Origin of the sequence: Pseudarthrobacter niigatensis, assembly GCF_030812615.1 — a bacterium.
GTDB lineage: Bacteria > Actinomycetota > Actinomycetes > Actinomycetales > Micrococcaceae > Arthrobacter > Arthrobacter niigatensis.
In genome coordinates, this window is sequence record NZ_JAUSTB010000005.1 from 167,631 (window position 1) to 192,082 (window position 24,452).

23 protein-coding genes are annotated in these 24,452 nt (G+C 67.1%); 14 read left to right on the forward strand and 9 right to left on the reverse strand.

Annotation, left to right across the window (positions count from 1 at the left end; translation table 11 throughout):
• Window position 1: 1 nt before the first annotated feature.
• The 7 genes from J2T23_RS09670 to J2T23_RS09700 form a co-directional block, all read right to left on the reverse strand.
• Entirely contained in the window at window positions 2-244 is a 243-nt protein-coding gene (locus J2T23_RS09670) for an acyl carrier protein (protein WP_141159506.1), read from the reverse strand.
• A 21-nt stretch (window positions 245-265) separates the two neighbouring features.
• Window positions 266-1,693, reverse strand: a complete 1,428-nt coding sequence (locus J2T23_RS09675) for a dihydrolipoamide acetyltransferase family protein (RefSeq protein WP_307359449.1) — start codon at window positions 1,691-1,693, stop codon at window positions 266-268.
• Entirely contained in the window at window positions 1,686-2,666 is a 981-nt protein-coding gene (locus J2T23_RS09680) for an alpha-ketoacid dehydrogenase subunit beta (protein ID WP_307359451.1), read from the reverse strand. Before J2T23_RS09680 ends, J2T23_RS09675 begins: the two co-directional genes overlap by 8 nt.
• A complete protein-coding gene (gene pdhA / locus J2T23_RS09685) occupies window positions 2,663-3,724 on the reverse strand; it encodes a pyruvate dehydrogenase (acetyl-transferring) E1 component subunit alpha (protein WP_307359453.1) in 1,062 nt (353 codons plus the stop codon). The genes J2T23_RS09680 and pdhA overlap by 4 nt, the downstream gene beginning before the upstream one ends.
• Window positions 3,721-5,553 carry an acetate--CoA ligase gene (acsA, locus tag J2T23_RS09690; protein ID WP_307359455.1) on the reverse strand — a complete coding sequence of 611 codons (1,833 nt, stop codon included), beginning with the start codon at window positions 5,551-5,553 and terminating at the stop codon, window positions 3,721-3,723. The genes pdhA and acsA overlap by 4 nt, the downstream gene beginning before the upstream one ends.
• A complete protein-coding gene (locus J2T23_RS09695; RefSeq protein ID WP_307359737.1) occupies window positions 5,550-6,890 on the reverse strand; it encodes a phosphoribosyltransferase family protein in 1,341 nt (446 codons plus the stop codon). Before J2T23_RS09695 ends, acsA begins: the two co-directional genes overlap by 4 nt.
• Window positions 6,891-7,027: 137 nt before the next feature.
• A complete protein-coding gene (locus J2T23_RS09700) occupies window positions 7,028-7,384 on the reverse strand; it encodes an SPW repeat domain-containing protein (RefSeq protein ID WP_141182342.1) in 357 nt (118 codons plus the stop codon).
• Window positions 7,385-7,577: 193 nt separating this feature from the next.
• On the opposite strand from J2T23_RS09700, the gene J2T23_RS09705 reads away from it, so the two are divergent.
• The 6 genes from J2T23_RS09705 (at window position 7,578) to J2T23_RS09730 (ending at window position 12,893) form a co-directional block, all read left to right on the forward strand.
• Entirely contained in the window at window positions 7,578-7,928 is a 351-nt protein-coding gene (locus tag J2T23_RS09705) for a PadR family transcriptional regulator (protein ID WP_307359458.1), read from the forward strand.
• A gap of 2 nt (window positions 7,929-7,930) precedes the next feature.
• Window positions 7,931-8,296: a DUF1048 domain-containing protein gene (locus tag J2T23_RS09710; protein ID WP_307359460.1), complete on the forward strand. Its 366-nt coding sequence runs from the start codon at window positions 7,931-7,933 to the stop codon at window positions 8,294-8,296.
• 27 nt (window positions 8,297-8,323) lie between these two features.
• Window positions 8,324-9,094, forward strand: coding sequence for an ABC transporter ATP-binding protein (locus tag J2T23_RS09715; protein ID WP_307359462.1), 771 nt, complete (start codon window positions 8,324-8,326; stop codon window positions 9,092-9,094).
• Window positions 9,094-9,858 (forward strand): ABC transporter permease, encoded by a 765-nt coding sequence (locus tag J2T23_RS09720; protein WP_307359464.1) that lies wholly within the window; start codon window positions 9,094-9,096, stop codon window positions 9,856-9,858. Before J2T23_RS09715 ends, J2T23_RS09720 begins: the two co-directional genes overlap by 1 nt.
• Before the next feature lie 182 nt (window positions 9,859-10,040).
• A complete protein-coding gene (locus tag J2T23_RS09725) occupies window positions 10,041-11,246 on the forward strand; it encodes an alkaline phosphatase family protein (RefSeq protein WP_307359466.1) in 1,206 nt (401 codons plus the stop codon).
• Entirely contained in the window at window positions 11,247-12,893 is a 1,647-nt protein-coding gene (locus tag J2T23_RS09730) for an alkaline phosphatase family protein (protein WP_307359469.1), read from the forward strand.
• Between the two features lie 29 nt (window positions 12,894-12,922).
• On the opposite strand, the gene J2T23_RS09735 is transcribed toward J2T23_RS09730, so the two are convergent.
• Both J2T23_RS09735 and J2T23_RS09740 read right to left on the reverse strand, forming a co-directional pair.
• The gene (locus tag J2T23_RS09735) at window positions 12,923-14,431 is read right to left on the reverse strand and encodes an FAD-binding oxidoreductase (RefSeq protein WP_307359471.1); all 1,509 of its coding nucleotides are present in this window, start codon (window positions 14,429-14,431) and stop codon (window positions 12,923-12,925) included.
• A gap of 155 nt (window positions 14,432-14,586) precedes the next feature.
• Window positions 14,587-15,765 (reverse strand): carboxylate-amine ligase, encoded by a 1,179-nt coding sequence (locus J2T23_RS09740; protein WP_307359474.1) that lies wholly within the window; start codon window positions 15,763-15,765, stop codon window positions 14,587-14,589.
• 177 nt (window positions 15,766-15,942) lie between these two features.
• Here J2T23_RS09740 and J2T23_RS09745 point away from each other — a divergent pair, with 177 nt between their 5' ends.
• The 8 genes from J2T23_RS09745 (at window position 15,943) to J2T23_RS09780 (ending at window position 24,417) form a co-directional block, all read left to right on the forward strand.
• On the forward strand, window positions 15,943-16,665 hold the full coding sequence (locus J2T23_RS09745; RefSeq protein ID WP_141159495.1) for a VIT1/CCC1 transporter family protein: 723 nt from the start codon (window positions 15,943-15,945) through the stop codon (window positions 16,663-16,665).
• Between the two features lie 44 nt (window positions 16,666-16,709).
• On the forward strand, window positions 16,710-17,198 hold the full coding sequence (locus J2T23_RS09750) for a hypothetical protein (RefSeq protein ID WP_307359476.1): 489 nt from the start codon (window positions 16,710-16,712) through the stop codon (window positions 17,196-17,198).
• A 206-nt stretch (window positions 17,199-17,404) separates the two neighbouring features.
• Complete coding sequence (gene ctaC / locus J2T23_RS09755; protein ID WP_307359479.1) at window positions 17,405-18,262, forward strand: aa3-type cytochrome oxidase subunit II; 858 nt, start codon at window positions 17,405-17,407, stop codon at window positions 18,260-18,262.
• Between the two features lie 13 nt (window positions 18,263-18,275).
• The gene (ctaD, locus tag J2T23_RS09760; RefSeq protein ID WP_307359482.1) at window positions 18,276-20,036 is read left to right on the forward strand and encodes an aa3-type cytochrome oxidase subunit I; all 1,761 of its coding nucleotides are present in this window, start codon (window positions 18,276-18,278) and stop codon (window positions 20,034-20,036) included.
• A 228-nt stretch (window positions 20,037-20,264) separates the two neighbouring features.
• Window positions 20,265-21,317, forward strand: a complete 1,053-nt coding sequence (locus J2T23_RS09765; RefSeq protein ID WP_141182349.1) for an iron ABC transporter substrate-binding protein — start codon at window positions 20,265-20,267, stop codon at window positions 21,315-21,317.
• Between the two features lie 4 nt (window positions 21,318-21,321).
• Complete coding sequence (locus tag J2T23_RS09770; RefSeq protein WP_307359484.1) at window positions 21,322-22,911, forward strand: ABC transporter permease; 1,590 nt, start codon at window positions 21,322-21,324, stop codon at window positions 22,909-22,911.
• On the forward strand, window positions 22,908-24,065 hold the full coding sequence (locus J2T23_RS09775; protein ID WP_307359486.1) for an ABC transporter ATP-binding protein: 1,158 nt from the start codon (window positions 22,908-22,910) through the stop codon (window positions 24,063-24,065). The genes J2T23_RS09770 and J2T23_RS09775 overlap by 4 nt, the downstream gene beginning before the upstream one ends.
• A 106-nt stretch (window positions 24,066-24,171) precedes the next feature.
• A complete protein-coding gene (locus tag J2T23_RS09780; RefSeq protein WP_141159491.1) occupies window positions 24,172-24,417 on the forward strand; it encodes a hypothetical protein in 246 nt (81 codons plus the stop codon).
• The last annotated feature ends 35 nt before the right edge of the window (window positions 24,418-24,452 follow it).

Consider the following 24,452-nt stretch of genomic DNA (forward strand, 5'->3'; position numbering starts at 1 on the left):
CCTATCCGTGGCCCGCCAAATACAGGACCAGTCCGCCCACCGTGGCCACCTCCGGGTAGTCCGCCTCCGGGATATCCACGCCCGTGGATTCCGCAATGACTTCCACCAGGCGGAGAAAATCCAGCGAGTCCAGTTCCAGGTCCTGGCGCAGGCGGGCACCGCTGTCCAGGTCTCCAGGCTCGACGTCGGGGGCTACCTTGCCGATCGCGGCCTCCACCGCCTGGCGTGCGTCCTGTTCGTTCACGGTTCCTCCTCGCTCACGGATTCACAGGTCCCCGGGCTTCTGCAGCAACTCGTCAATGCGGGCCAGGAACCGCCCGCCGCGCAGGCCGTCGCTCACCCGGTGGTCCGCTGACAACGTGGCAATCGCCGCGTGCCGGATGCCCAGCATCCCGTTGTGCGCCCACGGCTGTTCCATCACCTTGCCGAACCCCACCATGGCCACCTGCGGCGGATAAATCACGCCGTACACGCTCTCGACGCCGAGGTCCCCCAAATTGGTCACGGTGATGGTGGGGTCGGCCATCTCCGCGCGCTGCAGCCGGCCGGCCCGGGCCCGGCCCACCAGGTCGCGCAGCTGGTCCATGAGCTGATCGAGCGACAAGGTGTCGGCGTCGTGCAGGGCCGGGGCCACCAGGCCGCCGTGCCGCAGGGCGACTGCCACGCCCAGGTGCACGCCGCTGCTGGCCTGGAAGGCGCCCTTGGTGAAGAACCCGTTCATGTCCGGCACCTCCTTGACCGCGAGCGCGGTGGCTTTCAGCAGCAGGGCCGAGGGCACCAGCCGGGACGAGACCGGGCGCTGCTGGTTTGCTGCCTGCATCCACGCCATGGCCGCCGCCAGGTCCAGGGTGGTGGAGAGGTAGTAATGCGGGATTTCCTTCTTGGACCGGGACATCAGGGCGCCGATCGCCTGCCGCAGGCTCTCGGCCTTGCCGCCGGTGTCCTTCCTGCCGTGCTGGGGCGACTGCTGTGGCTGGGGCGCGGGTGGCGCCGCAGCCTGCCGTTCCGGCGTGGCCGGTTCCGTCGCTGGAACGGCCGACGGCGGTGCTGCCGCCGGCTTGTCCGCGCGGGTGCCCTGGGGTGCCCGTTCCCTGGGCGGGACCGCGGCCAGCACATCCTCTTCCGTCACCGCACCGCCGGGGCCCGTTCCCGCGATGTCTGCCAGGCGGACGCCGAGTTCCACCGCGAGCCGCCGGGCCAGCGGTGAGGACCGCACCCGGTGGGCCGTGTCCTCCGCCGGCTCCGCGGGCGCTTCCGCCGCCACGGCGGGGGCAGGCCCGGGGCCGGCGCCGGGCGCTGCCGCGGCGCGTTCGACGTCCTCCCGTGTCACCTCACCGCCGGCACCGCTCCCGCTGAGGCGTCCGACGTCGACCCCGAGTGTGTGCGCCAGGTGGCGCACGGGCGGGGCGGCCTTTGGGGATGGGGCGGGCGGGGTTGGGGCGGCCGGAAGTTCGGCGGGGGTGGCCGTGATCCGGGCGATCGGGGTGCCCACGTCCACCGTGTCGCCGAGGTCCACCAGGAACTCGGCCACCACGCCTTCCTCGAACGATTCGATATCCATGACTGTTTTGTCCGTGTCCACGGCCGCCACGATATCGCCCTTGTGGACGTAGTCCCCGGGTTTGACCAGCCACTCCACCACCTTGCCGTGCTCCATGTCCGCGCCCAGGGACGGCATCCGGAAGTCAGCCATTGGCCCCCACGGCCCTTCGCGCGGCGGCCATGACCCGCTCCACGGTTGGCAGCGCCGCCTGCTCCAGGTGCTTGGCGTACGGGACCGGCACCTCCAGGCTGCACACCCGTTCCACGGGCGCGTCGAGGTCGAAGAAGGCCTGCTCACAGATCCGGGCCGCGATCTCGGCGGAGATGCTGCCGCTGCGCCAGCCTTCGTCCACCACCACGGCCCGGTGCGTCCTGGCCACGCTGTCCACGATGGTGTGGGCATCGAGCGGGCGGAGGGTGCGCAGGTCGATGACGTCCGCGTCGATGTCCTCACCGGCCAGCTGGTCGGCGGCCTCCAGCACCATGGGCAGCGTGCCGCCGTAGGTGATGAGGGTCAGGCCGTCCCCGTGCCGGAGGACCGCTGCCTTGTCGATGTCCACGGCGCCGGCGCCGTCGTCGAGCTCCCCCGCCACGTTGTACAGCGAGCCGTGCTCGAAGATCAGCACCGGGTCCGGGTCCTGCAGCGCGGTCCACAGCATGCCGCGGGCGTCCGCGAGTGTGGCGGGGGCGAGGATCCGCAGCCCGGGAATGTGGGCGTACCAGCCCTCCAGGCTGTGGGAGTGCTGGGCGCCGAGCTGGCGGCCGGCGCCGGTGGTCATCCGGATCACGATGGGCACATTGAACTGGCCTCCGGACATGTGCAGCAGGGTGGCGGCGTTGTTGATGATCTGGTCCAGCGCCAGCAGGCTGAAGTTGACGGTCATGATTTCGACGACGGGACGCATCCCGCCCAGGGCGGCGCCGATCCCGGCGCCGACGAAACCGGACTCGGACAGGGGCGTGTCGCGGATTCGTTCCGGCCCGAATTCCTCCAGCAGGCCCAGGCTCACGGCGAAGCTGCCGCCGTACCGGCCCACGTCCTCGCCCATGAGGAACACCCGGTCATCGCGCTGCATGGCGTCGCGGAGGGCCGCGCGCATGGCTTCCCGGTACGTGGTTTTCATCCTGCAGCCCCGCCTTTCCCAGTCGTCTCCCCCTGGCCCGGGCCCGCGCCGCTGCCCGCACTGCCGTCATCCGGCCGGTCGCTGTAGACAAACCGGCTGAGCTCGGACACCGGCTCCGGCGTCCCGTTCTCGGCGAATCCGACGGCGGTGCTGATCTCTGCGTCCACGTCCGCCTGCAGGGCGGTCCAGTCCTTCTCCGCCAGCTGACCCGCCGCCTGCATGGCACCCTGCAGCAGGCTGATGGGGTCCCGTTCCATCCACTGGGCCACCTCGGATTTCTCCCGGTACAGCTCCGGATCGAACATGGAGTGGGCCCGGAACCGGTAGGTGCGCAGCTCCAGGAAGTGCGGGCCGCCGCCGGACCGCACCGCCTCCACGGCCCGCCGGGCGGCTTCCTCCACGGCGAGCACATCCATGCCGTCCACTGCCCAGGCGGGGATCTCGTACCCGGCGGCCTTGAGCGCGATGTCGGTCTGGGATTCGGAGCGGCGCAGCGCGGTTCCCATGGCGTACAGGTTGTTTTCGCAGCAGAACAGCACCGGCAGCTGCCACAAGGCGGCCAGGTTCATGCTTTCGTGGAACTCGCCTTCAGCCACGGCGCCTTCGCCGAAGAAGCAGACGGTCACCTGCTGGCGGCCGGCCATCCGGTCCGCGAGCGCCAGGCCGACGGCGAGGGGCAGCCCGCCGGCCACGATCGCGTTTCCGCCGTAGAAGCGGGTGGCGGCGTCGAAGAGGTGCATGGACCCGCCGCGGCCCCGGCAGCATCCTTCGGCGTGGCCGTACATTTCGGCGAGGATGGCACCGGCCGAGACGCCGCGGAGGAGGGCGTGCCCGTGTTCGCGGTAGGTGGCCACCACTGCGTCCTCAGGCGCCAGGGTTTGCATCACACCTGCGGCCACGGCCTCCTCGCCGATGTAGACGTGCAGGAAGCCGCGGATCTTGGCGGCACTGTACAACTCGATGCATTTCTCTTCGAGCCGGCGCACCCGCAGCATCTGCCGGAGCAGGTGCAGTGCATGCTCCGCGTCCGCGACGCCCTGTCCCTTGAGGCTGGTCATGGCTGGTCCTTCTGCAGGACGGCGGGCCCTGCCGGGGATTCAAGCGTTGAGGTATCGCCTTCCGGCAGGCCGAGTTCGCGGGCTTTAAGCAGCCGGCGGAGGATTTTGCCGCTGCGCGTCTTGGGCAGGGAGGTGGTGAAGTCCAGCAGCCTGGGCGCCACGGCGGCGCCCAACCGTTTCCGCGCGAACCCGATGATCTCCAGTTGGAGCTCCTCGGTGGGCCGGTTGCCGGTTTTGAGTTCCACAAAGGCCTTGACCACCTCGCCGGCCACCGGGTCCGGTACGCCGATCACGCCGGCCTCGGCCACGGCCGGGTGCTCCATGAGGCAGCTCTCCACCTCGAACGGGCCGATCAGGTGGCCGGAGGATTTGATGACGTCGTCACCGCGGCCCACGAACCAGAAGTAGCCGTCGCCGTCGCGTTTTGCCAGGTCGCCCGTGAGGTACCAGCCGCCGGCGAAGCAGCGCCGGTAGCGTTCGTCCTCGTTCAGGTAGCCGCGGAACATCGACGGCCAGCCGGGACGGAGCGCCAGCTCGCCCATGGCGTCCGGCTCGGTGACCAGGACCGCCTGGCCGTCCTTCAGGATGGCCTTGCCGTCGGCGTCGCGGGCCACCAGGGCGGCCTCGATGCCGGGCAGCGGGCGGCCCATGGACCCGGGCCGGATGTCCATGGCGGCGTAGTTGGCGATCATGATTCCGCCGGTTTCGGTCTGCCACCAGTTATCGTGCACCGGCAGGCCGAGCACGTCCCGCCCCCACACCACCGCCTCCGGGTTCAGCGGCTCCCCCACACTGGCGATGAAGCGCAGCGCGGACAGGTCATGGCCGGCCGCGCGCTCCGCACCGGCTTTCATGAGCATCCGCAGGGCGGTGGGGGCCGTGTACCAGACCGTCACGTGCTGCTCCGCGAGGATCCGGTACCAGCGGTCGGCGTCCAGTTCCTCCTGGTCCACGATGGCGGTGACCCCGTGCACCAGCGGCGCGATGATGCCGTACGACGTACCTGTCACCCAGCCCGGATCGGCGGTGCACCAATAGATATCGTCCGGGTGCAGGTCCAGGGCGAAGCGGCCGGTGGCGTAGTGGGCTGCCACGGCGTCATGGACGTGGATGGCACCTTTCGGTGTGCCCGTGGTGCCGCTGGTGAAGTGCAGCAGGGCCATGTCCTCCGGCTGCGTGGCTGCGATCTCCCCGCTGGGGTCAACCTGGGCCAGGAGTGCTGTGAGGTCCAGGGTCCCGGGTTCGGGAGTGCCGTTAGCGTCCACCAGCAGCACGTGCCGGAGCGCCGGCAGGGTGTCCCGCACCGGTGCAACCTTCCTGCGGTACAGCGCCCTGGTGGTCACCAGCACCCGCCCTGCCCCCAGGTGCAGCCGCTGCCGGACCGGTTCGGGACCAAAGGCGGAAAAGAGCGGGCAAAAGACGCTGCCGTTCTTGAACGTGCCCAGCACTGCGGTGTACAGGTCCGGGCTGCGTCCCAGCAGCGAAAAGACCCGCTCGCCGCGCCCCACCTCGAGCGTCCTGAGGACGGCGGCGAACCTTGCGGACCCGTGCGCAAGGTCCCCGTAGCTCAGGGACTTGGTGCCGCCGTCGGCCATCACGAACCGCAGCGCCTCCTTGGCGCCCCGGCCTTCCGCCACGTGCCGGTCCACGGCCTCGTAGGCGATGTTGACGCCGCGGCCACCGGGCAGACCGGCCAGCGCCTGCCGTGCCTGTTCCCAGCTGAAGTCCCGCCGGGCGGCGTCGTAATCCAGCATGTTGGGCCGGACCCTGAGGGCGGCCACATCTTTGGCGATGGCGGCGGCGACCTGGCCGCCGGCGGAAACGTTCATTCCCTGGCCTCCGGCGCGGACCGGCCGACCGGCGAGGGCAGGAGGTAATGCCGGAACCAGTCCGCCGCCAGGGTTGCTGCCATGGCGAGGGTGCCGGGTTCCTCGAAGAGGTGCGTGGCGCCCGGGACGATCTCCAGCCGGGTGGGGGCCTGCATGCCCGCCATGGCCTGCCGGTTGAGGGCCAGCACCTGGGTATCGGCGCCGCCGACGATCAGCAGGGTGGGGGCTTTGACCGCCGCAAGCCGGGGACCTGCCAGGTCCGGCCGGCCGCCGCGGGACACCACGGCGGCAACGTGGGCGCCGGGCTCGGCGGCGGCCCACAGGGCAGCACCCGCACCGGTGCTGGCCCCGAAGTAGCCGATCCGGCCGGCGGATCCGTCATGCCGCGCCTCCAGCCAATGCGTGGCGGCGGAAAGGCGGCGTGCCAGCAGGCTTATGTCGAACACGTTGGCCCGGTTGACCTCCTCCTCGGGGGTCAGCAGGTCCAGCAGCAGTGTCCCCAGGCCGGCGGCGTGCAGCACGGCGGCAACGAAGCGGTTGCGGGGGCTGTGCCTGCTGCTGCCGCTGCCGTGCGCGAACAGGACCGTGCCGTCGCACCGGGCCGGCAGGTAGAGGCTGCCGCGCAGCACCACCATCCCGTCGGGGATTTCGACGTCGTCCTCCAGGCTGCCGTCTCCCACATACCCGTCGCCGGGATGCTCCGGAGCGGCAGCGGCGTCCAGGAACTGCACCACCTCGCCGTCCTCGGTGGGCGAAAAGTCACGGTAGTAGTACCCCACGGCCTGGAAGTCCTGGGGTGAGAGCAGGCAGACAACGTCGTCCGGTTCCTTGAGCTCCACAATGGCGCGGGCGGGGGCAACCGGAACTGCGAGGATGACTTTTGCGGCGCCGAGTTGCCGTGCCACGTGGCAGGCCGCCCTGGCAGTTGACCCGGTGGCGATTCCGTCGTCGACGATGACCACCGTACGGCCGGCGAGGTCGAGGCGGCGCCGGCCCTGGCGGAACCGCGCCACCCTGCTGTCCAGCAGGGCGCGCTCCCGGCGCTCCACCTGCTGCAGGTCCTCCTGGGAGACGCGGGCCATGGAGATGGTGCGCGGGTCCAGGACGCGGACGTTACCCTCCCCGATGGCGCCCATGGCCACCTCCGGCTGGAAGGGAACCCCCAGTTTCCGCACCACAATCACGTCCAGCGGCGCCTCCAGGGCTTTGGCTACCTCAAACGCAACAGGGACGCCGCCCCTGGGCAGGCCCAGCACCACCACATCCGGTCCCCGCAGGCCGGCGAGCCGTTTTCCCAGCCGCCGCCCGGCGTCGGACCTGTCATGGAATGACACCATCGCCGTCACCCGTCGTGTGTGGTTTGGTCTGTCTAAAGTTGCCCGCGGGCGGAGTCCGCCATGGCCTCCGGTGCTGCGGGAACGGCCACGGATCCCACTCCGCAGCGCAGCACCTCAGCCATGGCGGTCTCCTCCTGCTAATGCGAGACGCGGTAGGTGTGGCGGAGGTCGGTGCTGGGCTTAATGGCCACCGCTGTTACCACCAGTGCCACTGCCCCTGCGATCCATGACGTCCAGGCCGCACCCGTTGCGCCCGTGTATGTCCCGAGCCATGGCGAGAGGACCAGTCCTGCTGCGAGGACGGCCTGCACGTATTCCATGGCCGGAGTTCCCGGCATTGCCAGGTTGATGATTCCGCTGACCACCAGGAGGCCGCCGAAGGCGAGCATCAAGGTGGTGGACATGTTTTGCTGCCGCGTGAACAGGACCGCCACCGCGGTGAAGAGTCCGGCGGCGACCGCTACATAGTCCTGCCACCGATACCACTTTTTCACTGACTTTCCTTTCTGTTCGGGGCGGGACGCGTTGTGCGTTTCCGGCCCGCGGTCCCCAGCATCCCGTGGGTTAAGTCAACGCCTGCCGCTGTCCGGCTTGTAGGGCAGAAAGACCTACCCGGCCCTTGCGCTCCCGGTACTCAGTGTTACTATTTACTAGTAGTCAGCGTTACTAGGTACTAAGGAACACCTCATGGGCAAACAGATGACCGAGATGCTCAAGGGCACGCTGGAAGGCGTGGTCCTTGCCCTCCTCGCCCTGCAGCCCGCGTACGGGTATGACATCACGGCGCGGCTGCGGGAACAGGGCTTTTCCGACATCGCCGAGGGCACGGTGTACGCGCTGCTGGTCCGGATCGAGCAGCGCGGCCTGGTGGACGTGGAAAAGGTCCCCTCCGAAAAAGGGCCGCCCCGCAAGGTGTACACCCTCAATGCGGCAGGCAGCACCAACCTGGACGAATTCTGGAGCACCTGGAGCTTCCTTGCCGAACGGATCGAACACCTCCACCACAACAACAACCAACCAAAGGAACAAGGAGAATGACCATGGCCCAGGGATGGCTCGAAAAAGTCACCGGCCCGCTCGAGGACAAGAAGCGCTGGCGCCAATACAAAGCGCGCAAGGAGCAACTGCCCGGCAGCTACCGCACTGCCATCGACGCCCTCGAACGCTACTTCATGTATGCAGGCGCAATCGTCAAGGGCGATGTCCTCATGCAGATGCTGGAGGACCTTGCTGACCTGATCGAACAGGCCGCCGCCAACAGCACCCCCGTCCGCGACGTCGTGGGGGACGACCCCGTGGAATTCGCCGAAACTTTCATCCGCAACTATTCCGGCGGCCAGTGGATCCAGAAGGAGCGGCAGCGCCTGACTGACTCCATCAACCAGGCCGCCGCAGGCGACGCCTGATCCCGCCAAACGTCGAAAGGACCAGCCATGGCCACTGACCAGGCCCTGCAACCCGCCGTCCGGGTGCAGGGCATCGAGAAGTCGTTCAAGGACGTGCACGTGCTGCGGGGCGTGGATTTTGACGTCGCGCGGGGCAGCATCTTTGCGCTCCTCGGCTCCAACGGCGCCGGCAAAACCACCCTCATCCGGATCCTCTCAACGCTGTTGAGGGCGGATGCAGGCACCGCCTCCGTAGGCGGGTACGACGTCGGCGCAGAGCCGGCGGAGGTGCGCGGCTCCATCAGCCTCACGGGCCAGTTCGCCGCGGTGGACGAAGTCCTGACAGGCCGGGAGAACCTGGTCCTGGTGGCCAGGCTCCGGCACCTGCCGGATGCCGGCGCCATCGCGGACCGGCTCCTCAGCAGGTTCTCGCTGGCTGAGGCCGCCGGCAGGAGGGCCTCCACCTACTCAGGAGGCATGCGGCGCCGGCTGGACATCGCCATGAGCCTGATCGGAAACCCTCCAGTCATCTTCCTCGATGAACCCACTACCGGCCTTGACCCGCAGGCACGGCTCGAGGTCTGGGACACCATCCGGCAACTCGCCGGCCAAGGCACCACGGTGTTGCTCACCACCCAGTACCTCGACGAGGCCGAACACCTCGCCGACCGGATCGCCATCCTGCACCATGGCACCATCATCCAGAACGGGACCCTGGCCGAGCTCAAGCGGCTCCTGCCGGCCGCCACGGTGGAATATGTCGAGAAGCAGCCCTCGCTGGAAGACGTCTTCCTGGCACTTGTAGGAGATGAATTGTGATGCATTCCCATGCCTTCAGCGACACCCGCATCCTGACCGGGCGCTCACTCCGCCATATCCTTCGCAGCCCTGACACCATCATCACCACGGCTGTCACACCGGTGGCCATGATGCTGCTGTTCGTCTACGTCTTTGGCGGCGCCATCAACACCGGCACCGGCGGGCCTTACGTCAATTACCTGCTGCCCGGCATCCTGCTCATCACCATTTCGTCCGGCGTGGCCTACACCGCGTACCGGCTGTTCCTGGACCTCCAGGGCGGCATCTTTGAGCGGTTCAGGTCAATGCCGGTGGCCCGGTCCAGCGTGTTGTGGGCGCACGTACTCACGTCGCTGGCCGCCAACTTCGGCGCACTGTCGATCGTGGTGGGCGTCGCCCTGCTGATGGGCTTCCGCACTGGAGCGTCCGTGGGCGCCTGGCTGGCCGTCGTCGGAATCCTTGCGCTGTTCACCCTGGCACTGACCTGGATCGCCGTGATTGCGGGGCTGCTCGCAAAGACGGTGGACGGCGCCAGCGGCTTCAGCTACCCGTTGATCTTCCTGCCGTTCATCAGTTCGGCGTTCGTTCCCACCGGGTCGATGCCGGGCCCGGTGGCCTGGTTCGCGGAGAACCAGCCGGTGACCTCCATCGTGGACACCATCCGTGCCCTGTTTGCCCAGGAAGCGGTGGGCAGCGGCATCTGGACCGCCCTGGCCTGGCTTGCCGGGATACTCTTCGCAGCCAGCGCGGCCGCAGCGATGGTATACCGCCGAAAGACCGGCTGAGTCCCGGGCAGGCATAGCGGAGCGCCGGCACAGGATTCCCTGACAACTCACAGGTTGTGCCCGGATGAAACGCGGTTTCGGTGTGCGAGAGTGTCGGCATCGCTGGGGAGCAAATACCTGCCGGCCGGGCTGTCCAACATCCCGGCCGGCAGGTCACCCTAGACAGCCCAAGGAGGCCAGGCATGGAACCAGGTTCAGCTCCGCAAAAAAGGCCGCGGGGGTGGCGGGCCGCGGTCCTGCTCCTGGCCCCGGCACTGTTGGCATCAGTCCTGGTTGGGTGCCAGCCCGCCGGCCCCGCACCTGCCCCGACGGGCAGCCCCAAAGCGGCGCCGGCCCAAAGTCCAACAAAGACGGCGGCCCCGGCAAGCCCGGCGCCCTCCCCCGTCACGAATCCCGGGGGTCCTCCAGCCCAGGGAACCCCCGGGCACGTATTTGTCATCAACCTCGAAAACAAGAACTACGACACTGTCTGGGGTGGCAACTCTCCCGCACCGTACCTTGCGGAAACGCTCCGGAGCCAGGGCGTGCTGCTGACCAACTATTACGGGATATCCCATAACTCGCTGCCCAACTACCTGGCCCAAATCTCCGGACAGCCACCCAACGACACCACCAAGCAGGACTGCCGGACCTACACCGAGTTCCATGCCACCGGCAATGGGCCGGACGGCACGCTGCAGGGCAACGGTTGCGTCTATCCTAAGGACACCCAAACTTTGGCCGGGCAGCTGACCGCGCAAGGCAAAACGTGGAAGGGCTACATGGAGGACATGCAACAACCGTGTGAACACCCCAACATCGGGGATGCCGATAACCACATCAGGGCCACCCGGGAGGAGATGTACTCCACCCACCACAATCCGTTCGTCTACTTCCATTCCATCCTCTCGTCCCCGGACTGCGCCAACAACGTGGTCAACTACTCCGCGCTCGCGGACGACCTGAAAAACGTGGACACCACGCCGAACCTTGCCTACATCACGCCCAACCTGTGCCACGACGGGCATGACGAATCCTGCGCCGACGGCACCGGGGGCGGCATGGGGACGGTGGACAACTGGCTCAAGGACCAGGTCCCGGCCATCCTCTCCTCCCCGGCCTACCAACAGGACGGCATGCTGGTGATCACCTTCGACGAGGCCGAGGTCAGCTCGGTGGGCCCCTCCTCCGGAGACGCCGGCAGCCCTGCCGGCGGTGCTGCCGGCGGAAGGGTGGGAGCGTTGGTCCTCTCCCCGTTCAGCACGGCGGGCGCGTCCTCGGACCAGCCGTACAACCACTACAGCCTGCTGGCCTCCATCGAGGACCTCTTCCACCTGCCCCGGCTGGGAATGGCCGGTGACCCCGGCGTAAAGACCTTCAACAGCGACGTCCTGAGGCAGGCATCCTAGGTGAAGCTCTCCCGGGCGAAGCTTCAACGGGCAGGACGGCGTCGGGCAGTCCTGGCGGGCGCGGCGGCCCTGGTGCTGGTGATCCTCGCCCTCGCCGTCCCCCCTGCCATCAGGTCCGGAGCGCCGTCCGGGCCTGATACTGGACTATCCAAAATCAAGCACGTGGTGATCATCACCCAGGAAAACAGGTCATTCGACAGCTACTTCGGCACGTATCCGGGCGCCGACGGGATTCCCATGCAGGACGGAAAACCCACCGCATGCATTCCCGATCCGGCCAAGGGCGGCTGCGTGGCGCCGTTCTACAGCACCGCCGACGTCAACGCCGGCGGCCCCCACAGCCCGGACGACGCCACCGCCGACATCAACGGCGGGGCCATGGACGGCTTCGTGGCGCAGGCGGAAAAAGACCTCGCCCACTGCGAGCCCACGGCCACTGACTGCAAGTACAGGCCGAAGGCCACCGATGTCATGGGCTACCACGACCGAAAGCAGCTTCCCACCTACTGGGACTACGCTGACAACTTCGTCCTGCAGGACCACATGTTTTCTTCCGCGGCGGCCGGCAGCCTGCAGGCCCACCTCTACATGGTTTCGGAATGGTCCGCCAAGTGCACCAAGGCCGGGGACCCGTCGTCGTGCGTCAGCTCCCTGCAAAACCTCGATACCGAGCCTGAAAAGAAGGACTTCGATAAAAGCCTGATCGGCACCTGCCAGTCGGCCACGGATCTGCAACCGTGCCAGGCTGCCCTGCAGGCCGCTGGCCTCAGTCCGGCCCTGGCCGGCCAGACCCAGCAGATTGCGGCTGCCAGCTGCAAACGCACCGATACCCTCAGCGCCTGCAAAGCCGCCATTCAGGCAGCGGACATCCCGGATGCGCTCAAGGCGAAACTCGCTTCAGCAGCACTGACCATCGGGCGCCCGGACTATGCCTGGACGGACCTGACCTACCTCCTGCACAAGCATGCTGTCTCCTGGGCCTATTACGTCTTCAGCGGCACCGAGCCGGACTGCCGCAACGACGCCGCCACCTGCGCCCCCGTGAAACAGGACGCAGAGACACCTGGACGGTGGAACCCGCTGCCCTATTTCGACACCGTCAAACAAGACGGGGAGCAAGGCAACATCAAGCCGCTCAGCGGCTTGTACGACGACGCAAGGACGGGCAACCTTCCCGCGGTCACGTGGGTGGCACCCACCGACGATGTCAGCGAACATCCCCCGGCGAAGATCAGCACCGGCCAGCAGTATGTTGCAGGGCTGGTCAACGCCATCATGAGCGGCCCGGACTGGGACAGCACCGCCATTTTCCTCAACTGGGACGACTGGGGCGGTTTCTATGACCACGAAGCCCCGCCGGCGGTGGACAACAACGGCTACGGCATGCGCGTCCCCGCCCTGGTCATCAGCCCCTACGCCAAGAAGGGGTACATCGACCACCAGGTCCTCAGCCAGGACGCCTACTTCAAATTCATCGAGGACGATTTCCTGGGCGGCGAGCGGATCGACCCCGCCACCGACGGCCGGCCGGACAACCGTCCCGGCGTCCGGGAGAACAACCCCCAGCTGGGTGACCTGGCCAACGACTTCGACTTCAACCAGGCACCCCGGCCGCCCCACCTTATCTCCGACGCGACAACCTACTGACGCCGGGCCCTCCGCCCGGGGCGGCGAGGTTATGTGGCAGCCCCTTCTGCAGGGTTTGCCGAACGCGGCGCATTGCCAGGTTGGCTCGTTTCCTTCGGCGCTGCTTCAGCCTGGAGTACGGCCGGACGCTCTGCCGGAATCGCAGCGGCTGCGGTGCCGGCGGGGGCGGGCTTTATGTTCTGGTTGACGTGGAAGAAGTTGTCGGGGTCGTACTTGGCCTTGAGTTCGGCAAGCCGCGCGTAGTTCGACCCGAGAGTGTCCTCGATCCTGGCCTGGTCATCCGAGTCCTGGAAGTTAAGGTAGCCGCCGGGCTCCGAGAATTCGTGGAGCGCGGTCCAGTACTCCCGGACCCAGGCGATGTTCCTGTCATTCTCGGAGGGATCGGGCCACTGGGCCGCGATAACAGGCGCAAAGTCCACGTCACGGTAGGCGAAGGCGGTCGCCCCAGGCGCCACCCGCTGGACCGCCCCGTCGATCGGATAGAAGTGGTTGGCGGAGTGGACGCTGGGAATGCCCGGTGCGTAGGCGACGGCGGTGCGGAGTGCGTCATCGCTGAGGGTGCGGAGGAAATCTGCCTTCCAATAGCCCTGCAGACCGGGGACGCCGCTGAGGCCGTCGAACATGATGTTCAGTGCCGGGTACGGCATCGGCGCAAAGAAGCTTCCCAGTACCTGCCCGGCGTCGAGCATTGCCTGCCAATGAGCGGGGCCGGCGTCAAGGTCACCGGTCCACATTCCCGCGATCACCGCCACGGGCTTCCCATGCCATTCCTCGGGAAGGAACGGAACCGGAGGACCCTGGTGGAAGCCCAGGAAGGCGCCCATTTCTTCTGGTTCGGCAGCAATCCACTCGCGGTAGGCCGCCCCCACCTCAGCTCCCATCGCGGCATCGAAGAACATGATCCCCACATGGACCATGTCCACGGGGTGCAGGCGGAATTCCATCGACGTGACCACACCGAAGTTGCCGCTGCCGCCGCGGAGCGCCCAGAACAGGTCGCCGTTTTCCGCTTCACTGGCAATGACAAAGGTTCCGTCAGCGAGAACAACATCGGCAGAAACGAGGTTGTCGCAGGACAACCCATACTTGCGGGACAAGTACCCGATACCGCCACCGAGGGTGAGGCCGGCGACGCCGGTTGAGCCGATGATGCCGCCTGTGCTTGCCAGCCCGAACGCATGGGTGGCGTGGTTGAAGTCGGCCCACGTTGCCCCGGGCTCCACCCGGGCCAGCCGTGCCGCAGGGTCCACGCGCACGCCCCGGCGGGCCGAGAAGTCAAGGACCAGGCCGCCGTCGACCGTTCCGAATCCTGGTGCGCTGTGCCCGCCACCGCGCAGGGCAACCTCGATCCCCATTCCACGGGCGAACCGGACGGCCGCCAGAACATCCGCCACCTGCGACACCCGAAGGACGGCTGCGGGACGACGGTCGATCATCCCGTTGTACACAAGGCGCGCGGCCTCGTACTCGGCGTCGCCTTCCTGCATGACCTGCCCGCGGACCTGTTCGCGGAGCACGTCGAAACGATCGCTACCCATTACAACTCCATTTTTGCGTCGGAGACCAGGGGCAGCCGGCTCCATCCAAGGCCCAGCGGGGGCCAGCATGATGATGCTTTCGGTATACGCCCAGGCCTGGAAGGGGTCAAGAGCGCTCCTGCGCCGTCCGCGGGTGCGTTTACGCCGGGAGGGGGCTACGGCGTGGCAACCGTGCAGTCCGCCGCATCCTCCACCACCCGCTCCAGGTCACCGGTACGGTGCAGCACCTCCATCTGCCGCACCGCACCGGTACCGTCCGCCAGCAGCCCGTCCAACAGGTCCTCCACCGGGTGCAGGTCGCCCATGTCCTCCAGCGCCCCGCGGACATGGTGCAGCAGCGAGTTCACGACGGCGAGCGCGGGCGCCGGGCGGTGCGTTAGGGGATCGAGCAGCTCACCCCGGAGGCCCCACCGGCTTGCCTTCCAGCCGGCCAGCCTGAGCAGCGCCGACGGGACAGCCACAGGTTCGATCCCTTCCCGCCATTCCCTGGCGGCGGTTTCCACCAGTCCGCGGGCAATTCCCGCCAGCAGCACGGTGTTCTCCGGGCGAAGGCAGACGTCGGCCACGCGGATTTCCACTGTGGGGTAGTGCCTGGACAAGCGGGCGTCGAAGTACACCATGCCCTCGTCCATGGCGACGCCGGTGCTCACCATGTCATGCACCAGCTGGTGGTAGGCGTCCGGGGAGCCCAGGAGTTCCAGCGGCCCGGCGGACGGCCAGCGGTTCCACACCTGCGAGCGGTAGCTGGCGTAGCCGGTGTCCTCGCCGTGCCAGAACGGCGAATTGGCGCTCAGCGCGACAAGCACCGGCAGCCAGTTGCGCATGCGGTCCAGCACGGCCACGGCCTCCTCCTGGGACTCGACCGAGACGTGGATGTGGCAGCCGCAGGTGAGCTGTTCCCTGGCGGTCAGCCCGTACTCCTCCATCATCGCGCGGAACCGCCGGAGCTGGACGGGATGGGGATCGGCAGGCAGCGGCGAGGTTCCCAGTGCCGCCACCCTGACGCCCACGTCCTCCGCCGCCTGGCGGGCGATGGCCCGGCCGCCCACGACGTCCTGCTCGAGCCGTGCCAGGGTGGCATGCGGGGGGCTGACCACCTCGATCATTTCCTGCTGGAACTCCGCTGTCAGGACGGGTCCGGACGCCGCCTCCAGCGGGCGGACGTAGAGGTCCAGGAGGGCACCTGCCAGGGGTACGGCTTCCCCTGTTCCGGGGTCCACCAGGAGCAGCTCCTCCTCGATGCCGAACGTCCGGCTGCCTGCACCCGCCCCGCCGGTGCCCTCATTGCCATAGGTGTCCATCGCCGTCGTCCCCTGTCCCCTGCGCCGTTGCAAGATCCTTCCAGCAGTGGGTGCACCCATCAGCACCCTGTCTCCAGGCGCCGTTGGAAGGGAACATTATGATAAGCACCCTTATCAATAGGTGGGAAGAGCTGCCCCGCCTGGGGCCCGCAGGGTTAGGGGATGCAAACCTTCATGGCGCCCTGGCGCGCATGGTGCTTTACTGCCAACATGTCCGAAACCCTCAAGCTCAGCCACAACGAACCCCATGACAGCAGCGTGGCCGCGCGCCTGAACTGGCTGCGCGCCGGCGTTCTTGGTGCCAACGACGGCATCGTCTCCGTCGCGGCTACCGTGGTGGGCGTCGCGGGAGTGACCAACGACCTCGCGCCCATCCTGGTGGCAGGTACCGCCGCCGTAGTAGGTGGAGCGGTATCCATGGCACTGGGCGAATACGTCTCCGTGAGCAGCCAAAGTGACAGCCAGCGCGCGCTGATCGAAAAGGAACGCCAGGAGCTCCGGGACGATCCCGAGGGCGAACTGGACGAACTGGCCCATATCTACCAGGCCAAGGGACTCAGCGAAGCCACCGCCCGGACCGTCGCCGAGGAACTGACCGCCAAGGACGCACTGAAGGCGCACCTTTCCGCCGAACTGAACATCGACGAGGAAGAAGTGGTCAGCCCCTGGCACGCCGCGTTCGCTTCCGCCATCGCCTTCACCGTCGGCGCCATCCTGCCCATGCTGGCCATCATCTTCCCGCCGGAAGCGGCCCGCATCCCGGTAACCTTCGTTGCCGTCATCCTGGCGCTGGCCCTGACCGGCACCATCAGCGCCAAAATCGGCGGAAGCTCCAAGCGCAAGGCAACCATCCGGCTGGTGGTGGGCGGCGCGTTGGCCATGGCCTTCACGTTCGCGGTGGGAAGCCTGCTGGGCACCACCGGCATCGCATAGCAGCCTCCCGACCAGCCCGCCACCTACCGCCCAGGAGCGTCCACGTGCTCGAAATTGCCGGCCTTCCCGCCCACATCCTGCTGATTCACGGCGTGGTGGTCCTGGCCCCGCTGGCCGGGGTCCTGGCGGTGGTGTTCGCGCTCCTTCGTCGCAGCAGGCGCTACCTGGCATGGCCGCTGGGCATCCTGGCGCTGCTGATGGTTCCATTGACGGTGGTTACCGCGCAGGCCGGGGAGCAGCTGGAGAAGGCCCGGCCGGCGTCACAACTCATCCAGGACCACGCCCACCAGGGAAGCTTCCTCCGCTATGTTGCGGCGCTGTTCCTGGTGGTGGCAGCAGTGCAGATCGCCGCCGCATTCCCCTCGCTCCTTGGCCGCCTGCCCGCCTTCCGCGGCCTGGCCACACTCCTCGAATCCCGCTGGGTCCTTCCTGCCACGTCCGTCCTGGGCGTCCTGGCGGGCCTGTTCCTGGTGTACCAGAGCATCGTCACCGGCCATTCGGGAGCAGCGTCAGTCTGGGCCGCGACCCGCTAGCGGAGCCAGCGCGGCGAACCGGCCCTTTTCGGGGACCGGGACATCCTTTCCGGGCGCCCGAAAACCCCTTCACATCGCCATGCTCCGCGCGTAGGGTGGGGCTCACAACTGCCGGTCCCGGGGCCGGCGGCGGGCTCATACAGTCGGGCTTCTGGAGCATGCCGGAGGGACCACAGGTGGGAAAGAAACCGTTCCGAAACCACAGTATGCGGCACTTCGCAGCGCTGGCCGCAGGGATTCTGGCCCTGCCGGCGCTGGCTTCCTGCTCCGCGGAAGTCTCCCGCGGTTTCCTCCCCGGAGCCCGTGACACCACCAACAACACCCAGCTGATCACGGACCTGTGGGTCAACTCCTGGATCGCCGCGCTGGTGGTTGGCGTCATCACTTGGGGGCTGATGATCTGGGTGATCGTGGCGTACCGGCGCCGGAAGAACACCGTGGGGTTCCCGCCGCAGCTGAGCTACAACCTCCCCCTCGAAGTCTTCTACCTGGCCATTCCGCTGATTGTCATCGGCGTCCTGTTCGTCTTTACGGACCGGGAACAGCGTGCCATCGATGCGCGCTACCCCAACCCGGACGTGGTGATCGATGTCTTCGGCAAGCAGTGGTCCTGGGACTTCAACTACGTCAAGGAGCAGGTCCACGAGGACGCCGGACAGCAGGCCCACCTTAACGGGTCCTACGGCGCACCGGACAGGCTGCCCACGCTCTACCTCCCCGTGGGGAAGACAGTGGAACTGCACCTCCAGTCCCGCGACGTCCAGCATTCGTTCTGGGTGGTGGACTTCCTGCAAAAGCGCGACCTCTACCCGGGCCACGAACAGTACAACCCGTACATCAGCATCACCCCCAACCGCACCGGCGAGTACATGGGCAAGTGCGCCGAGCTCTGCGGCGAGTACCACTCCGAGATGCTTTTCAAAGTCAGGGTGGTGACCGAGCAGGAGTACGACAGCCACATCGCCGACCTGAAGGCGAAGGGCAACACCGGCAACCTGGGCGCCGACTATGACAGGGTCCCGCAATCGGCCCCTGCGCCGCAGCCAGCGGAAGCGACAGAGTAGTGAGGGCATGGATATGACCACCACAGGCCAACGAATGGGCGGCGCTCCGGGCGCCGGAGTCCTGCCGGCACCCGTGGTCCCCAAGTCCAAGGGGCGCATCGTCGTCAACTGGATCACCTCCACGGACCACAAGACCATCGGGTACATGTACCTGATCGCGTCCTTCGTGTTCTTCTGCGCAGGCGGGGTGATGGCGCTGCTGATCCGCGCCGAACTCTTCGAGCCCGGCATGCAGATCCTGCAGACCAAGGAACAGTACAACCAGCTGTTCACCATGCACGGCACCATCATGCTGCTGATGTTCGCCACCCCGCTGTTCGCGGGGTTCGCCAACGTGATCATGCCGCTGCAGATCGGCGCACCTGACGTGGCGTTCCCGCGCCTGAACGCGCTGGCCTTCTGGTTCTTCCTGTTCGGCTCCACCATCGCCGTGTCCGGCTTCATCACCCCGCAGGGCGCGGCATCCTTTGGCTGGTTCGCTTACGCGCCCCTGTCCAACACCACATTTACGCCGGGCATCGGCGGTGACCTCTGGGTCTTTGGCCTGGCGCTGTCCGGCTTCGGCACCATCCTGGGCTCGGTCAACTTCATTACCACCATCATCTGCATGCGCGCTCCCGGGCTCACCATGTGGCGGATGCCCATCTTCACGTGGAACACGCTGGTGACGGGCATCCTGGTGCTCATGGCGTTCCCGCCGCTGGCTGCGGCGCTGTTCGCCCTGGGCGCGGACCGGAAGTTCGGTGCCCACATTTTCGATCCCGCCAACGGCGGCGCCATCCTGTGGCAGCACCTGTTCTGGTTCTTCGGCCACCCCGAGGTGTACATCATCGCGCTGCCGTTCTTCGGCATCGTCTCGGAGATCTTCCCGGTGTTCAGCCGCAAACCCCTGTTCGGCTACAAGGGCATCGTGTACGCCACCATTGCCATCGCAGCCCTCTCGGTCACCGTGTGGGCCCACCACATGTACGTCACCGGGGCGATTTTCCTGCCGTTCTTCGCCTTCATGACCATGCTCATCGCGGTGCCCACCGGCGTGAAGTTCTTCAACTGGATCGGCACCATGTGGGGCGGATCGCTGACCTTCGAAACCCCCATGCTGTGGAGCCTCGGCTTCCTTGCCACGTTCCTGTTTGGCGGCCTCACCGGCATCATCCTGGCTTCACCGCCCATGGACTTCCACGTCTCGGACACCTACTTCGTGGTGGCGCACTTCCACTACGTGGTCTTCGGCACCGTGGTGTTTGCCATGTTCGCCGGCTTCTATTTCTGGTGGCCCAAATTCACCGGCAAGATGCTCAACGAGCGGCTCGGCAAGATCCACTTCTGGATGCTGTTCGTGGGCTTCCATGCCACGTTCCTGATCCAGCACTGGCTGGGCGTCCTGGGCATGCCGCGCCGGTATGCGGACTACATGCCGGAGGACAACTTCACCTTCATGAACCAGTTCTCCACCGTCGGGTCCTACCTGCTGGGCGCATCCCTGATCCCGTTCTTCTGGAACGTCTACATCACGTCGCGTTCCGCGAAGAAGGTCACCGTTGACGATCCCTGGGGCTTCGGGGCTTCGCTGGAATGGGCCACCTCCTGCCCGCCCCCGCGGCACAACTTCACTTCGCTGCCGCGCATCCGGTCCGAGCGTCCCGCCCTTGACCTGCACCATCCCGAGCTGAGTATCCGGCTCCATCCTTCGGAGGACGCGCCGGCGGAAAGCGTCCTGGGGGCCGCGGATATCGGGGAGCAGGACGTCCGCGATCCCAACCCGGACAAGTAACCCAGCCTGGTTCCCGGCGCACCCCGCACTTTTCGAGGTACACACCCGCGTCCCGGTAATTACGTCACGCCATAGTTTCGTAATTGATGTGAACCTCGTCACTTAAAGCGGTTTTCGGCTTGGAGCTTAGGTTTGCCTACCCTACAGTTTTCAGACATAGGCAACATTAGTGTTGCGCAATAGGACCCCGGTTCAAGCAGACTTTTTTCCCCACCGAAAGCAGCCTCAATGAAGATCCGCAACAGCGCGCTGGCAGGCATCGCACTCGCCGCCACCGCAGCTCTCGGCCTGACCGCCTGCGGCGGCGGCACCCCCGCAGGCAACGGCTCCTCCGCCTCCGGCGGCCCAGCCTCCGGCGAAATCACCGTCTACAACGCCCAGCACGAAAGCCTCACCCAGGAATGGGTTGACGCCTTCACTGCGGAAACCGGCATCAAGGTGACCCTCCGCCAGGGCGATGACACGGAAATGTCCAACCAGATCATCCAGGAAGGCCAGGCCTCCCCCGCTGACGTGTTCCTGACCGAGAACTCCCCCGCCATGACGCAGGTTGAGAACGCCGGCCTGTTCGCGGACGTCAACAAGGACACCCTGGACCAGGTCCCCGCCGAGTTCTCTCCGTCCACCGGGAAGTGGACGGGCATTGCGGCCCGCTCCACCGTGCTGGTGTACAACAAGACCAAGCTCACCGAGGACCAGCTGCCCAAGTCCATGCTGGACCTGGCCAAGCCGGAGTGGAAGGGCCGCTGGGCTGCCTCGCCCACCGGCGCCGACTTCCAGGCGATCGTCTCGGCCCTGCTGGAACTCAAGGGCGACTCCGCTACGGAGGACTGGCTGAAGGCCATGAAGGACAACTCCAAGGCCTACAAGGGCAACAGCACGGCCATGAAGGCTGTCAACGCCGGTGAAGTGGATGCGGCCCTCATCTACCACTACTACTACTACGGCGACCAGGCCAAGACCGGCGAGAACTCCAACAACGTCACGCCGTACTACTTCAAGAACCAGGACCCGGGTGCGTTCCTGTCCGTCTCCGGCGGCGGCGTGCTCAAGTCCTCCAAGAATGCTGCAGCTGCGCAGGCATTCCTGAAGTTCATCACGGGCAAGAAGGGGCAGGAAGTCCTGAAGAACGGTACGTCCTTCGAGTACGCCATCGGCTCCGACGTTCCCGCCAACGACAAGCTGGTTCCCATCAAGGACCTGCAGGCTCCCAAGGTTGACGCCGCAAAGCTCAACTCGCAGAAGGTCAGCGATCTGATGACGCAGGCCGGACTACTCTAATTCCGTGACCTCCGATCTATCGGCTCCGCCAAGGGCGGGCACGACGACGGCGGGCAGGGGCAGCAGCCCCCGCCCGCCTTTGGGCGTTTCCGCGGTATCTGTCCTGGCGGTGCTGATCGCCCTCTTCTCCCTCGTCCCGCTGGGGTACGTGGTCTACATGACGGTGGCAACCGGGTGGGATACCGCCGTCGGCCTCATCCTGCGGCCCCGCGTGGGCGAACTGCTCATGAACACGCTGCTCCTCATGGCCGCCACCATCCCGCTGTGCCTGCTGCTTGGCGTGGCGGGGGCGTGGCTGGTGGAACGGACCAACCTCCGCGGCCGCCGGATCTGGGCGGTCCTGCTGGCCGCGCCGCTGGCCGTCCCGGCGTTCGTGAACAGCTACGCGTGGGTATCGGCCATCCCGTCGCTGGGCGGCCTGGGCTCGGGGATCCTGATCTCCACCCTGTCCTACTTCCCGCTGGTCTACATCCCTGCGGCCGCCACCCTCAGCCGGCTGGACCCGGCCATTGAACAGTCGGCGGCCGCGCTGGGGCTGGGCGCCTGGCGGGCCTTTTTCCGGGTGGTGCTCCCCCAGCTGCGGATCGCCCTGACGGGCGGCGCGCTGCTGGTGGCACTGCACCTGCTCGCCGAATACGGCGCATTCGCCATGATCCGCTTTGACACCTTCACCACCGCGATCATGACCCAGTACCGGTCCACGTTCAACGGGGCCGCCGGGAACATGCTGGCAAGCGTCCTGGTGTTCTTCTGCCTGCTCCTGCTGCTGGCGGAGGTCCGCAGCCGCGGCACCGCCCGGTACGCCAGGATCGGCTCCGGAGTGCAGGCCAAGGCGCTGCGTCTCCCGTTGCACGCCTACCAGGTCCCGGGCCAGGTCTTCCTGCTGGCGCTGACGGCGCTGGCGTTCGGCCTCCCCCTGTATTACGTGCTCAAGTGGATTGTGGCCGGCGGCGCCGAGGTGTGGACCGCCGAAGAGTTCCTTCCCGCGCTTTTTGCCACCTTCGGGTACGGGCTCGCCGGTGCCGCGGCCACCATCGTGGTCGCGTTCCCCATGGCATACCTGGCGGTCCGGAAGCCCGGCTGGTTCAGCAAGTCACTGGAACTGTCCAACTACGTCACCAGCTCCATGCCCGGCATCGTGGTGGCCCTGGCCTTCGTCACCGTCAGCATCCGCCTTGTGCCCGGGATCTACCAAACGGCCGGCGTGCTGGTGGCAGCCTACGTGCTCCTGTTCCTCCCACGTGCCCTGGTGAACCTTCGGGCCGGACTGGCGCAGGCCCCCAAGGAACTCGATGAGGCAGCCCAGGCGCTGGGCAAGCCCCCGCTGCTTGCTTTCATCCGCGTCACCCTGCGGCTCACGGCCCCGGCCGCGGCCGGCGGCGCGGCCCTGGTGTTCCTGGCCATTGCCAACGAACTCACGGCCACCTTGCTCCTCTCCCCGAACGGCACCAAGACACTGGCCACCGAGTTCTGGAGCAAGAGCAGCGAGATCGATTACGCCGGCGCGGCGCCCTATGCCCTGCTGATGATCCTGCTTTCCGCGCCCATGACCTATCTCCTCTTCCAACAGTCCAAGAAAGTAGCCGGACAGTGACAGCACCATCAACCCGCAGGCTGCCCGAGCCGCGGGTGGCACCTTCGGTGGCAGCCACCACCAACAGCCACCTGCAGATCACGGACGTCACCAAGAACTTCGGATCCCAGGCGGTCCTCAAGGGCGTCAACCTGTCTGTGGCCAAGGGCGGGACCACCGCGATCGTGGGTCCATCCGGTTCGGGCAAGACCACCCTCCTGCGCCTGATCGCCGGGTTCGAGCACCCGGACACCGGCACCATCTCGCTTAACGGCACCACCGTGGCCGGCGACGGCGCATGGCTTCCGGCGCATAAGCGGCAGATCGGGTATGTGGCGCAGGATGGTGCCCTCTTCCCGCACCTGAACGTTGGACAGAACATTGCCTTCGGCCTGAATCCGGCCAGGCTCGAGGGCGGACGCCGCGCCGTGAACGCCCGCGTGGCGGAGCTGCTGGAAATGGTGTCCCTGGACCCCTCCATGGCCAAGCGCCGGCCACACCAGCTTTCCGGTGGACAGCAGCAGCGCGTTGCCCTGGCCCGGGCCCTTGCACGCGAACCTGAGCTGATGCTCCTGGACGAGCCGTTCTCAGCCTTGGACGCCGGCCTGCGCGTGGCCACGCGCCGCGCCGTGGCCAAGGTCCTGGCCGAGGCCGGCGTCACCACCATCCTGGTCACCCATGACCAGGCCGAGGCACTGTCCTTCGCGGACCAGGTGGCCGTGATGCGCGGCGGCAAGCTTGCACAGATCGGCAACCCCTTCGTGGTGTACACCCGGCCCGCGGACCGGGCCACCGCCGAGTTCCTGGGCGACGCGGTCATCCTGGACGCCTGGCTGGAGGGGACCCTGGCCACTTGCTCACTGGGCGGGATTCCGGTGCGCAGGCCTCCGGCTCAGGGCCGCGTGCAGCTGATGCTGCGGCCGGAACAGATCCGCATTGCCGAGGACGGTCCCATCCGCGGCGTGGTGGTGGACACCGACTACTTTGGCCCCGAAACCACCGTGCGGCTGAAGCTCAATGTGCCCAAGGAAGTGGCGGAGCACGCCGACCACCGCTACCCGGGCGGCGGCGAAGTGATCACCATCCGGCACTGGAACGCCTCGATTGCCCGTCCCGGAATGGAGCTATGCCTGCGGGTCGTGGGCGAGGCCGTGGCATTCCCGATGAAGGAATAGTCCCTCCAGCCACACAAGACACAGAAAAAACACCGGGCCGAAACACTCCGGCAACCTGTCCACGGCAAGCTGAGCTTACGGGGATTCAACAGCAGGAGGCAGCCCAATGGAGGCACAAGGTATAGGCACCGCCCAGCTCCGCATCGGCGACCAGATCGAGGCGTGGCACCGGGGCAGGCTTTTCCACAAAGGCCGGGTGACCGACGTCGTCCCTGCCCTCGAACTCTTCTGGATCCTGGACGCCCGGACCGGCGCGCGCAAGCTGCTGGACCCCGAGGCCCTGGAGATCCGCCACGTTGAACCGGCACCGGCCGTTCCACCGACCCAGGCGAAGCCGCTCGCGAGGGCCTGAGCCGGGGGTCCGGCCCTTCCGGCCGGACGGCCCCA